At 24.2% G+C, this 12,598-nt stretch carries 17 protein-coding genes; 4 read left to right on the top strand and 13 right to left on the bottom strand.

From position 1 onward, the window contains the following. Positions 1-43: 43 nt before the first annotated feature. The 13 genes from SKUN_RS07680 to SKUN_RS07615 form a co-directional block, all read right to left on the bottom strand. A complete protein-coding gene (locus SKUN_RS07680; RefSeq protein WP_053391529.1) occupies positions 44-697 on the bottom strand; it encodes a hypothetical protein in 654 nt (217 codons plus the stop codon). 65 nt (positions 698-762) lie between these two features. Next, entirely contained in the window at positions 763-2,385 is a 1,623-nt protein-coding gene (locus tag SKUN_RS07675) for an Mbov_0396 family ICE element transmembrane protein (RefSeq protein WP_053391528.1), read from the bottom strand. A gap of 30 nt (positions 2,386-2,415) precedes the next feature. After that, a complete protein-coding gene (locus SKUN_RS07670; protein WP_047797199.1) occupies positions 2,416-2,706 on the bottom strand; it encodes an Mbov_0395 family pilin-like conjugal transfer protein in 291 nt (96 codons plus the stop codon). A 324-nt stretch (positions 2,707-3,030) separates the two neighbouring features. Further along, on the bottom strand, positions 3,031-4,287 hold the full coding sequence (gene dcm, locus SKUN_RS07660) for a DNA (cytosine-5-)-methyltransferase (protein ID WP_053391526.1): 1,257 nt from the start codon (positions 4,285-4,287) through the stop codon (positions 3,031-3,033). A 194-nt stretch (positions 4,288-4,481) separates the two neighbouring features. Continuing rightward, positions 4,482-4,739: a hypothetical protein gene (locus tag SKUN_RS07655; RefSeq protein ID WP_053391525.1), complete on the bottom strand. Its 258-nt coding sequence runs from the start codon at positions 4,737-4,739 to the stop codon at positions 4,482-4,484. Positions 4,740-4,841: 102 nt separating this feature from the next. After that, the gene (locus SKUN_RS08945; RefSeq protein WP_144416786.1) at positions 4,842-5,099 is read right to left on the bottom strand and encodes a hypothetical protein; all 258 of its coding nucleotides are present in this window, start codon (positions 5,097-5,099) and stop codon (positions 4,842-4,844) included. Between the two features lie 433 nt (positions 5,100-5,532). After that, entirely contained in the window at positions 5,533-6,063 is a 531-nt protein-coding gene (locus SKUN_RS08965) for a hypothetical protein (protein WP_053391522.1), read from the bottom strand. Continuing rightward, a complete protein-coding gene (locus tag SKUN_RS07635) occupies positions 6,047-6,514 on the bottom strand; it encodes a hypothetical protein (RefSeq protein ID WP_053391521.1) in 468 nt (155 codons plus the stop codon). The genes SKUN_RS08965 and SKUN_RS07635 overlap by 17 nt, the downstream gene beginning before the upstream one ends. A 261-nt stretch (positions 6,515-6,775) precedes the next feature. After that, entirely contained in the window at positions 6,776-7,114 is a 339-nt protein-coding gene (locus SKUN_RS07630) for a hypothetical protein (RefSeq protein ID WP_053391520.1), read from the bottom strand. Next, positions 7,105-7,467 carry a hypothetical protein gene (locus tag SKUN_RS07625; protein WP_053391519.1) on the bottom strand — a complete coding sequence of 121 codons (363 nt, stop codon included), beginning with the start codon at positions 7,465-7,467 and terminating at the stop codon, positions 7,105-7,107. The genes SKUN_RS07630 and SKUN_RS07625 overlap by 10 nt, the downstream gene beginning before the upstream one ends. Further along, positions 7,467-7,682 carry a pentapeptide repeat-containing protein gene (locus tag SKUN_RS07620; RefSeq protein WP_053391518.1) on the bottom strand — a complete coding sequence of 72 codons (216 nt, stop codon included), beginning with the start codon at positions 7,680-7,682 and terminating at the stop codon, positions 7,467-7,469. Before SKUN_RS07620 ends, SKUN_RS07625 begins: the two co-directional genes overlap by 1 nt. A gap of 256 nt (positions 7,683-7,938) precedes the next feature. Next, entirely contained in the window at positions 7,939-8,091 is a 153-nt protein-coding gene (locus SKUN_RS09585) for a hypothetical protein (protein WP_158500772.1), read from the bottom strand. Between the two features lie 14 nt (positions 8,092-8,105). Next, positions 8,106-8,408, bottom strand: a complete 303-nt coding sequence (locus SKUN_RS07615; RefSeq protein WP_053391517.1) for a hypothetical protein — start codon at positions 8,406-8,408, stop codon at positions 8,106-8,108. 300 nt (positions 8,409-8,708) lie between these two features. On the opposite strand from SKUN_RS07615, the gene SKUN_RS07610 reads away from it, so the two are divergent. The 4 genes from SKUN_RS07610 to SKUN_RS07595 all read left to right on the top strand — a co-directional run bounded on the left by SKUN_RS07610 (position 8,709) and on the right by SKUN_RS07595 (position 12,594). Further along, a complete protein-coding gene (locus SKUN_RS07610) occupies positions 8,709-9,428 on the top strand; it encodes an FAD-dependent oxidoreductase (RefSeq protein ID WP_327196296.1) in 720 nt (239 codons plus the stop codon). Positions 9,429-9,456: 28 nt separating this feature from the next. Further along, positions 9,457-10,101, top strand: a complete 645-nt coding sequence (locus SKUN_RS07605; protein WP_053391516.1) for a nitroreductase family protein — start codon at positions 9,457-9,459, stop codon at positions 10,099-10,101. An 83-nt stretch (positions 10,102-10,184) separates the two neighbouring features. Continuing rightward, complete coding sequence (gene rpmE / locus SKUN_RS11065; protein WP_053391515.1) at positions 10,185-10,490, top strand: 50S ribosomal protein L31; 306 nt, start codon at positions 10,185-10,187, stop codon at positions 10,488-10,490. 178 nt (positions 10,491-10,668) lie between these two features. Then, positions 10,669-12,594, top strand: a complete 1,926-nt coding sequence (locus tag SKUN_RS07595; RefSeq protein WP_053391514.1) for a hypothetical protein — start codon at positions 10,669-10,671, stop codon at positions 12,592-12,594. Positions 12,595-12,598: the final 4 nt, after the last annotated feature.

The following is a 12,598-nucleotide window of genomic DNA, read 5'->3' as shown; positions in this document are numbered from 1 at the left end:
TTTTAAATTAAAATAATCTTACCATAAAAATAAAAAATACATTTTATCTTTGTTTATTTGCTTCTTTTAATTTTAGTTCCATTTCTAGAATTTCTTTTTTTAAGCGTAAATTTTCATTTTCAAGTGATAAGTCGGGTTGTGTTTGTATTTCTTTTGCTTTTAATGATTCCAATTCACTTTTTAATTTAGCAATTTCTGCCTTTCTTAAAGGAATTTTTTCTTCATAAGATTTAATTAGTTTAATTTGAGTACGATTTTTACCAAATTTATTAATTTTAGCTTTAAAATGTTTTAAATTTTCTTCCATTTCTTCTAATTCTTTTTCGCGGATTTGAATGCGATATTCGAGAAATGGAATTGTTCCTTTTTTATATTCGTCGTATCATTCTCATGCTTGATTTCATCTTATTTGATTATATTCAAATCTTCTGGAATGTAAATTTCCAATACCGTCAACTGGTTTTAATCATGGATATTTAGTAGTTGTTGGAACACTACGACCAAACTTTTCTAGCACTCACATGACATTATTTTTGTCATCGTCGTTTAATCTATCAATGCTTAGAGGGATATTATTAGTTCCCCCCCCGAGTGCATCAATAATTGAACTATGAATTTCTTTTAAATGTTCTTTATTTTGCATTTTGGCAACTCGTTCTCAGTTGACTTCGCCGCCTAATAATCGTCATAATCCCATAATTTATTACTCCTTTTTTACTTACATTATACCGTATTTTTAGTTTTTGTCATGTGTTTTTTAACTTATGCCTTTTTCTTTTCTGCTTTTTTAGCAGCTTTTTCATCTCATTTTTCTTTTCTAGCGTCAGATTTATTATTGTGTTTTTCAATAACTTCAACTATATTACCTTGTTTTCCAATTTTTTTGTTGTGCTTCATTTCCTTTTTGGTTGTTGGTTTAAAATATGAAAAACTATTTTTGCTAGTAAATTTTCTTTCAACTTTCCCTAGTTTTTTGTTTAAAGACTTAGTTTTTCAATCACTTAAATCTTTTGTATTTCTTTTGTTTTCTTGATTTCCTTTGCTAGCCAATTGTGGGTTAAATCTTTTACCAATTGCTTTAAATGGTGTTGCAATCCCATTTCCAATTTGGCGGAAAAATCCTTTTGCTCCACCTCCGCGAGCTGCACCAACTAGTTTACTTGTGGCAAGAGTTGTGACCCCAAGTCCAAAGCCTGCTAAACCAACAATCCCAGCTCTTGAACTCATTCCCTCAGTGGCGTGTCAGAAATGGCGAAAGTCAAGGGGTTTTTCTTGGCGAGATTGACTGCTTGCTGTTTCATTATCCCCTCAATCACCACCAGAACCCATCGCGTTCATTGTTTTTTCGTTCATTGCTCCGCCATTCATTAATGCTTGTTTGGCTCTTTTGCTTTTGGCAAATCCAAATGCTTTCCCTGCTATTTTTCCAGCACCCATTGCCATCATTCCACCAGCAACAGTTGATTTCATTGAACTCATACCTTCCCGAACACCAGCTGCTTCGCCAATCAGATTGGCAACAACATCTGAAAACGCCATTACAGCTAAACCACCACCACACATCATTAGAATTACAAACAATGATTTTCCAATTCCCTCAATGCCTAATCCTGCTAAATTAGTGCTTAAAATTGTTTGAATTGTCGTCATAAAAATAAAATATCCTGTTAAAGTAGCGGTTGATGCTAGAAATTTTGCAATTACCATATCTTTTCAAATAAATGCTCCTTTACCATTATCAACTGTCATAATAATCATTACTCATGGCGAAATAATAAATAAGAAAAACAATTCGATTATTTTTTGTACCAAAGCAATTCCAATCATAAACATTGCAAACAGCATAAATCACACTCCAAAAACTTCGGCAATCATATTAAAATCACCAATATTGTCAGGATAGGAATAATTGCTTGGTATATTATCACCACTACCATCTCAATTTGCGTTTCCGATATTGTATAGATAGTTTGCAATATTTCCGTTTTCACCACCAAATCCTGATGTAATCATTTTGGCAATGTTAGCGATTGCAAAATTAGCCAAAAAGAAAAAGATTGGAATTAAAAAGATAAAAACAAACGCTTTACTACCATTTTGTAAAGCAACAATAAATTTTGTTTTTGTCTCGGTGGCATCTTGAAACAAAATTTTAATTATTGTAATTGTAAATATTAAGGAAAATAAACACAAAGCCGTAATGACAAAATATCAGAATGCCATTGGGATATTTTGAAAACTAAATTCTTGTTTTGATCCAAACATTAAATCACCAACCACACCACCTGTTAAATAATTTAAGACGGTGTTAAATGATGCGATTAATTGCAATGGCCCTTTTACAAAAATTGATCATATTAGTTTATACAGTGCATTAACTATCATAATTTTTCACTTCCTTTCATTTTTTATCAACTATGTTCCAATACTAGGATTATATGTTTTAATAACTTGTAAAATAACATTCATAACAGCAATCACAACCAAAATTATAATAATTGCTATGATCGGTCATTTTAAAGCACTTAAATCATTTCCTCTCGCTTCAGGATTATCAGCATTTCGCATTATTGAAATTAAAATAATAATTAATTTTCAAATTGCAAAAATAACTGCTAAACCCATAAATACTCCTAAAACAACATTACTTCATAATATAACAACATCCATTATTCCGCTAAAATCTGCTGTGTTGTTTGATTTCATATTTTCACCCTCCTTTGTTATTTTAAAAATTTGTTTTTGTTAATTTTGTTTATTTGTCAATAAAAAATATTTTTCTTTTTTTGATAGTATTGTTGATGATTATTAAAGTAATTTTTAATATTGCTTTTCTTAGTCATTTTTTTTCCTTCCTTTCGGAAGGTAAACAAAATAAATGCAATAATAAATCACCAAGCATAAAATCACAATCAATTCCAAGGGTAATTAAAAATAAAATAGGGGAAATTACTAGCAACAAAATTCCAGTAATAATTGTTAAAGGATATAAAAGTCATTTTCACCAAACATTTCTTTTATTTTGCATCTTTAATTTTTTCTTTCTATTTGAAACATTGCTATAAACATTTTTTCTAACACATCAATAACAATGCTATTACCAGCTTGCTTATAAAGTTGGGTTTCTGAAACAACTTTACTTGCTTTATCAAAGTCTTTATTACTAAATCCCATTAATAATCAACATTCTCGTGGAGTTAATACTCGTAAAAAATATTCTTTTTCATCAATTAAAAAAGATAGTATTTTACTACTATCTTGTTGTTGTTTTTTATTATCAATCATAATTTTATTGACATTACTTGCTGCGATTGTTCCTATATAATTATTTTCTGTTTTTCAAAACCGATTATATGATCCATTAATTAGCAAACCATCTTTTGCTCGTGGTAAAACAATAAAATTACCATAATCCTTAATTGGCAATGCAATTTGTGGTGGTCTTCCGTGTGCTGTTGTAATGGTTGGAATAAGATTATTTTTTGTTATGTCATTAAAAATATTAATTTGATTATAATTTCTCAGATTAATCATTAATTTTCAATCATTAATTTTTTTTATATAATTTGGAATTGCAATAATTCCTGCGTTTCCTCATCGCATTTGTTTTGTTGTAATTGTATAAGCACATTGTTGGATAATTTTAAGTTTATTGTTCTCAACTGCTTTTTTCATTGATTCTTGCCGAATAAAATATTTTTCATTGACATTGTTTTCTAAAATATCTTTTACTCAAAATTTTAAATTACAAGGTTGTGGATATTTAAATTTAAAATCTTGCTTTAATGTTGAAATCATAAATAATCGTTTTCTGTTTTGGGGAATTCCATAATCCTTGGCATTCATTGTAAAATATTTATTATCATATCCTAATTTATTAAGTTGATTTTGTAGATTTTGAAATCCAACAAAAAACTTTTTACTTAATAAATTTGGTACATTTTCCATTAAAAGATATTGGGGTTTTATTGTCATTGTTTTTATTAAATCAACAACTTTATAAGCTAAACCACTTCGTTTACCTTTTAATCCTTGACCGTTATTATTAGCACTTGAAATATCTTGACATGGAAATGATCAAGTTATTAAATCAGCATACGGTAAAGTTTCTAGTTTAGTAATATCACCTAAATTAGGGGTTTCATAATCATTAAAAATCGCTCGATATGATTTTTCTGCGTATTTATCGTTATCACAAAAAGCAATTATTTTGTGGTTAATTTCAATCTTTTCTAATGCTTTTCTTTGACTTCCAATCCCAGCAAATAATTCAATTACTTTAAGCATAATAAACCATCATTCTTCTAATTTTTCTTTTATCTAAAATGATTCATGGATTGGGATATCTATAAGAACAAAAAAATAATATATGGATATTGTTTTCATTATAAATATTATGAATATATTTACAAAACGGACAATTAATCATTGCTGCACCTCTTTCTAAAAACAAGATATTAATTATCTTGTTTTGTGTTATTTTAATTATTATTTACATTATTTTTGTTTTCTTTTTTATTTTCAATTAGTTCTCAAATTAACAAACCAATCATATATATAATTCCGCCACTAATTACAATGTTAAAAATACAAATCACAAAATAAACATAAAGAACTGCACTATTATTTATTCATCCTCTACATAAAATTAAAAATGTTGTCATTAAACCGAACTCTATAACCCCAAGAACAATACCCATTAATTTTAATAAATTAATTTCTTTAAAAAATTTTTTCACATTAAATTCATCCTTTTCTTTTAAAATTTATATATAATTTAATTAGTTTTTTATTTAAAATAATTGATATAAGGTAGTAAAAATGAAAAATAAAATATGAGATTATTTTTGATATGCTTTTTTAATTTTTATATTTTTTTTATTAATTTTTTTGTTATCATTTGGTTTAATTGGAATAATTGGTTTATTTTCTATTTTAAAATTATTTACTTTTCTTAATTTTAAAAATTTGTCTGAATATATTATTCCACTTATGATTTCTTGATTTTCAGTTGCCAGTTGATTTATAATAAAAAGTAGATTTGGTTTATTAATTATTGATAAAATATGAATCTTGATTAAGGGTCAAATAATAACCATTAAACATCTAGATATGTATATCGAATTAAAAAATAAAATTATAAATAAATATAAAAATTATAATATTAATTACAAAAATCACTCTTTATATAAAAAAATAAATAAAATTATTATTATTTATTTAGAAAATAAAATAGTTATTTAGCTTATTTATATCATTTTAATTTTTATTTATTTGCTCATTTTTTCTTTTTTATTTTAATAAATTCTAAAATTTCACCAAAAACCGTAATTATAAACAAACTACTAATGATAATGTTAATTGCAAAAACAACAATATAAACCCAAAAACATTTACTATCATTTATTCATTCCCTACATAAAATTAAAAATGTAGTCATTAAACAACATGTTATAATTATTAAAAAACTAATAATTAATTTTAATAAATTAATTTCTTTAAAAAATTTTTTCACATTAAATCATTACCTTCTTAATTTCTTTTAACTTCATCCAAAATAATTTTTGTATTTTTAATCTTTGTTTTATTTTTTTCTAAATCTTTCTGATTAAAATCACTATTTTTAATTTCACTTAGTAAATTTAAAGCACTATTTAAGTTATTTATTTGTTTTTCTAACAACTTAATTGCTTGTTGTTTTTTTTCTGTAAACTTATTTTCTTTTTGACATAGTAAAATTTGATATTCACAATTATTTAGTTCTGATATTTTGATAAATTTTTCTGCTTGTGTTTGTTTTAGTTCTGTTTGATATTCTTCTTCATTTTCATAATCATTTTTACTATTTTCAATTTCTTTAATTACTTCATCATATTCTTTAATTTCTGCTGTAATTTCTTGTTTTAATTTTTCATAGTAAAAAACATCTTTTACTATTGGTAATTTTGTTTTTGATGGTGGCAATTTTGGTTTGTTATTTGCAATATTATCACAACTAATCAAATTCACTGTGTTTGTAAACGATAATGAAAATATCGCTAATAAACTAAGTAATTTTTTCATATTTGTTGTATCCTAAATAAAAACCATTATCTCAATAATTATTATTTTCAATATTTTCTAAATCTTTTAGTAATTGTTTTAATTCTTCTAATGTTAATTTTCTTTGATGAATTTTAGTATTTTCATAATTACTATTATATTTATTTAGTAAATCATTATTATCATCATTTTTGTTTTGCGAATTAAACTGTTTTTTGTTTTCTTGTTTTAATTTAGCAAAAGATAAAATTAAATTTTTTCCCAAAATATTACCATTTTTATTATTGATACTACGAACTACATAATTTTCATTTTCATCAATTTCTAAACTAAAATAATTTTTATAACTTGATAAACCTAAACCATTTTTATCTCAAACAACGCAATCTTTTTGTTTGTTTATTAAAATATGCGTTTTATTATTTATTTCTTGTGAAATTAAATTTTGGTTTAAATAAATTTTTTTTATCACATTTAACTACCCCCTTTATTTTTTACATTTTTGACATTTATAAAATTTATTAAGCGTTAATCATTCTAAATTTGAAATGGTGAATTCTTGTTAACATCTAATACAGTCAATAATTATATTCCCATTAAATCTTGCTTTTGGTTTTGAATAATCTTTTTTTATGATAATCACCTCGCTTTTTTTTTTTTGCTTTTAATTTTATTTTTCCTAAAATTAATATTCAGTAGTAGGTTAAAAATAAATAAAACGAAAAACCAATTATTAACGAACTGGTTCTATATTTTTGTCTGACTTTTTTTCTCAATTAATATCAGATAAATTTTTTGCCACTGTATAACCAAATTTATCTTCAACATAATTTTCTATAATTTCATTTCATGGTTTTTCTTGAAATTCTTTAAATTTTTTGGCTAAATATTTATCAATATCTTTTATATTATCTATCATTCCACTTGATCAGCAGTACCCTGTTCAATATTGTTCTAAACCAAATTTATATCAAAAGTTTTCTTTTTCTTCATGATCGATATTTTTTGAAATTAAATCCGTTATTTTATAATGATCTTTTATATTATCTGAATCTTTTATAACTAAATACATGTTTTATCCTCCTTATTAGGTAATTTGTCATATAATGAATTATCTTTTAATTCTCAAGTTGTGAAACTTGTATGACCTTTGGAACTAAAACTGGTATTTGCCATTTTCTTAAAATCTTCTTTATATAATTGTTGTTGTTGTAATTTATAATTATTACATACAATACTTTCCCACTGTTCTTCTAATTTTTTAATTTCTTTATCTTTTTCAGTAAGTTCTTTTTCGTAATATAACATTTTATTTCTAATTTCATATAATTTAATTAATTTATCATCTACATTTGTTTGATGCTTAGAACAAATAAAATCTATAATATCTTGTATTTGTTCTATTTCTTTAACTGTTTTTGTCATTATTCATCCTCCTCAATAATTAATTGGTCTAATTGTTTTTTTGTAATTTTAGCACCTTCTAAACAAGCATTCGTTAAATCAGCATGCCCTAAATTAGCAAAAGGTAAATTAGCATCATATAAATTTAATTTTTCATTTTCTAAATATAAATATATGTCTTCTTGCTCAACAGTAACACCTGTTAAGTCCGCAATCATATCTTGTATTGTTTTCATATTATTTATCTTCCTCAATAATTCTAATTTTTTATGGTTTTTTTAAAAAAATAAAAGTTTTAATAATCAGTATAATAAAAATCTTCAATTCATTTATTTCCATCACGATGATTAACTTTATGATACTTTTTTAATATTCCACATTTACTACATTTAATAATAGTATTTTTAGACATATTTTTTCATCTCCTTTCTTTTTTTTATTTATCAGAAATAATAAACCAACTAATTTTAATAAATAGTTGGTTTATTTTTTTTATCGTATTTGATTTAAAATATTTTCAATATTATTAACTTTGTCAATTAAAGCTTCCATAATTTGTTCTAAATTACTTAAATTATTTTCTGTTGTTGTTTTAATTTCGTTAATTAAATTGCTAATTGTATTTTTGATATTATTTTCAACCATATAATTTTTCCTTTCTAATTTTTGATATTAATAATTCATCATTTATTTTTTTTAAAAATTAATTTTTTAACAACTTGATGGTTATTTTGGCATTGTAAAGTCAAAAATCAAAGATTATAACTTATTTTTTGTTTATTAATAAATTCTAATCTTGCTAAGCAATGCCGAGCATACTTTTTATAATATCAGCCACCTTTTTTGTTTTTGGTTAATTTTGTAAAGTACTCATTGATATAACACTGACATTTATTAATCGATATTGCTTTATTTGCTAATTTAATTTTTAACTCTTTTCAACAGAGTTCTTTTAAAGACACTTTCAAATCCTCCTTATAAATATAGTAAGATTTCTAAATTTTTTTATTGTGGAACACTTACTCTTTAACCATTGCAGGTTAAAGATTTATCCCCAAACCACAATAACTCTTTTATATTGCCTAAAAGAATTGCCTGCATTATGTCGTAGCGGTACGGTGCCCCCTGTATTGTTTATCCTCGCTTGCTTGGTTTAACGACATTCCAAGTAGGAGAGTTTTATTCAGTTGGTTTTGCTGTTATTTTCTTAAACTAAGCAAGGTTAACGACAATTTTAACCTAATTAAAAAAGATAGAATTTTATATCTATCTTTTTCTTATTTTTTGGAAATTTTATACCAACCGAATATTTTACGCGGTCATTATCATCGGAAGAAAAAATTGTAACAGATTTAGTATTAGTTGCAATTGGGGTTACTTTGGTAACTAATTTTTTAAAAACAACAGATTTAAAAATGAATGAATTTGGGGCAATTTTAGTGAATAACCAATTTGAAACAAATATTAAAGATGTTTATGCTATGGGTGATTGTGTGATGACAAAAAATATTATTTATAATAAATTAAATTATATGTCCTTAGCAACAATTGCAGCCAAAAATGGTAAGTTTCTAGGTAATATTTTAGCAGGAAAGAAAGATCATTTTCCTGGTGGAATTGGAATAAGTATTATGCAGGTTTTCGAAAGTGAAATTGTTCGAACAGGATATACAAAAGAACAAGCAATTTTGAATGTTTTTAATGTGAAAGAGGTCGTTGTAAATGGAACAGATCATACACACTATGTTGCTGATACGAAGCCAGTAACAATTAAAATTATTTATGACCAAAAAGCTAAAATTATTGTTGGTGCACAAATTTTTGGTTATAATAAAGCTAGTTTAAGAATCAATCCTTTAATCCCAATTATTTGAACAAAAACTAAAATTGGTAAAATTGAGTTTTTAGATCTACCATATTCACCTCCTTTTGCAAAAAGTGTTGATGTATTAAACGTTGCTTTGACAAAAATTAATGAGTAATAAAAATTAAAGGAGATAATAATATTAAATGACAGTAAAAAATGCAATTAATTGACGAAAAACTATTAAAAAATATAATAGTGAAAAAATAATTAATCAAGAAGATTTAACAGTAATACTTGAAGCAGGGCGCTTAGCACCTTGTTCATTAGGAATTGAAGTAACTAATGTTGTTAGTATTACAAATAAAGAATTAAAAAAGAAATTTGCTGATGAAGCAATGTTTGGCTGAAATCAAGAAAAAGTCAAAAATGCTAGTTGTATAATGCTTATTACGGGTACTAATCCATCTTATTTAGTTTCAACTGAATTTTTAACAAAACGCTTAGAACGAGTTATCAATCAAGCATATGATTTAGAAAATGCAATTAAAAAATATCAAACTTTTTTGCAACAAAAAGAACATCTTTCTGCATTTGTTTCAGAACAAGCTCATATTGTAACTAGTTTTATTACAATTCAAGCTGCTGATTTAAGAATAGGAACTACTATTATGGGTGGTTTTGATGCAAAAAAATGTGATGAGTTATTAGCAAAACATTGTACGCTTGATCAAGGAAAATATCATACAGTCTTAGCTTTAGCGTTAGGATACTATGATGAAGATGATGATAAAGCAACAATGCCACGTGTTAGAATTGATTTTAATGAATTTGCAAAGATTATTAAATAATCTTTCTTTTTGTTTAAATATGTGTTATCATTATTTACGTGAAAATAATATGCAGTCATATTATTAAAAGTGAGGTGAGTTATATGGCAAGAGAAGGAATCCATCCAAAATATTTTGATACTAAAATTATGTGTACAACTTGTGGAAATGAGTACATAAGTGGTTCTACTAAAGGAGAAGAATTAAAAGTTGATACTTGTTCTTCATGCCATCCCTTCTATACGGGAAGTCAACAGTTTTCTAATGCAGCTGGACGTGTTGAACGATTTAAATCTAAATTTAATAAAAAAGAAGAGTTAGCAAAACAAACAGAAAAAGCATCAAAAGCACAAAAAGAACTTAACAAAAAAACAGCGAAACCAAAATCTGATGAACAAAAAGCAGAATAATTGGTAAACCTTTATCTTAAAAAGATAAAGGTTTTTTTGATATTTTGTAATGTAATTTTATTAAATTAGAAACATAATTTTTTAAAAATTAGCGGAAATATAAGTTTAACTTAACAATAACTATTTTTTATTATTTTTATTTGGGTATAATAAAATTAATTGGGAGCGTGGTATTTTAATGGGATTGAAAATTAATAATTTAAAGTATAAACGATATAAAAAAATTATTTTTAGTGATTTAAATTTTGGTGTTGATAGTCAAGAAATTTTGGGAACTCATTTTGAGAATAAGTTTTCACAATTATATTTTTTAAAATTGTTATTGGGAAAGAAAAAACCACGTAATGGAAAAATTTATTTAAACAATAGAAATATCACAACTTTATTATCAAAAGAACGTAGAATTGGTTATGTATCACCCGGCCCATTAAGATTAGCTTTTTTACCAACAAAACTACGTTTGGCTTATCATATTTTAAAAACACCAAAATTTTTACATGATAGTTTATTAAAATATAATAAAAATAAATATTTTTATAAAAATTTAGTTTTTATTTGTAATGATTTAAATAAACAAGATTTAATATTAAAAATAGATAAAATCATTAATGAATATTTTAATAATTCAATTCATATTAAAGAAGAATGAATTGAGACTTATTTAACTCAAATTAGTGAATTCCATAAAAAAGAAATTAGTAAAATTTTAGATGATGATAAAGATTCAATTTTTATTCAGAGTTTACATACTTATACTTACAAAAGAGAAGAAATTTGTGTATATGAAGGTTATCTTGCATTTTTACAAGCTTTATGAGATAAAATTTATTATATTTCTGACTTAGATTATTTGTGTGATTGTTATGAAATTGCTAAAAAAAGAAAACTTAAAGATAAAAGTTTTGGTTTTATTGGGGCAAAATTAGTTTGTGAAAAGTATTTAAAAATATTGCAGACTGAAATTACATATGAACGTTATCTTTTAATTAAAGCACGAAAAGCATTAAAAAAATATCGTATTAATGTTATAAAAATGGTTTTAAAAGATACTAAACATAAGAATGTTATTAAAGGAATTTTAAATAAAAGTAATTCCTCAAATATAATTACTTGAACAAAATTATCAGAAGATCAATGATTTAACTATAATCAAAAACAAGAACAATTAATTGCAAATTTATTACCAGATGAAGCAACAATTATTAAGGGAAAAGTTTTAGAATATTTTCATAAATATCATTTGGAATTATTAAATAATACATTAGAAACTCGTGAAAAAGATAATTCACTTGCTATTGAAGAAGCAAATGAAAAAGTTATAACAGTTTATAATCAAGCTTTTGAAGAAGTTAAAAAATTAATGAGTAATTTAAATATTAAAATGAATTGATTTAAACTTACTAAAAATTTAAGTAGTTTTGATCATACTAAAATTAGATTGATTAATGCCATTTTAAGTAAGAAAGAATTAATTATTTTACATAATACTTTTGACAATTTAACTCATAATGAAGCAAATGAATTAAATGAAATTTTACTTAGTTTAAAAAACTATAATCCACAGTTAACTTTTTTAGTTTTAACAAAGAACATTGAGAATATTAAAAATTATGTTACACAATTATTATTTTTTGATAAGGATAATAATTACAAATTGATGTCAAAAAATAATGCTGAATTTTTACCTAATACAATTAATTTATATCAAATAATGTATAATAGTTCAGAAAATGTTTTTAGTATGAAATATTCTATAGCAGAAAATGTTTTAGAAAATGAAAAAAATAAGATTAAATTACCTAAAGGAACTAAATTAATTGATCAAAAAGAATATTATTTAGCAATTAATCCAAACTTAATCTCATTCCAAAAAACAAAGGAATTTAACAAAGATTTACATTTATTATATAAAGGACATGTTAAGTCAATTAAAAAAGTCTTTAAATCAATTGTTTGCTTTTTTGAAGTTAATGATGAAGTTATTTTTAAAATTTTAGTGTCAGAAAAAGAACTAAATTTTAAAAAAACAACAACAATATATTTTGAAAAGAATGCATTATTAGTTTATGATAAAGTTAACAATAATTTAGTTGCTAACATATAAGCGA

The organism is Spiroplasma kunkelii CR2-3x (assembly GCF_001274875.1).
Taxonomy (GTDB): domain Bacteria; phylum Bacillota_I; class Bacilli_A; order Mycoplasmatales; family Mycoplasmataceae; genus Spiroplasma; species Spiroplasma kunkelii.
This window is presented reverse-complemented; position numbering and strand designations above follow the sequence as displayed.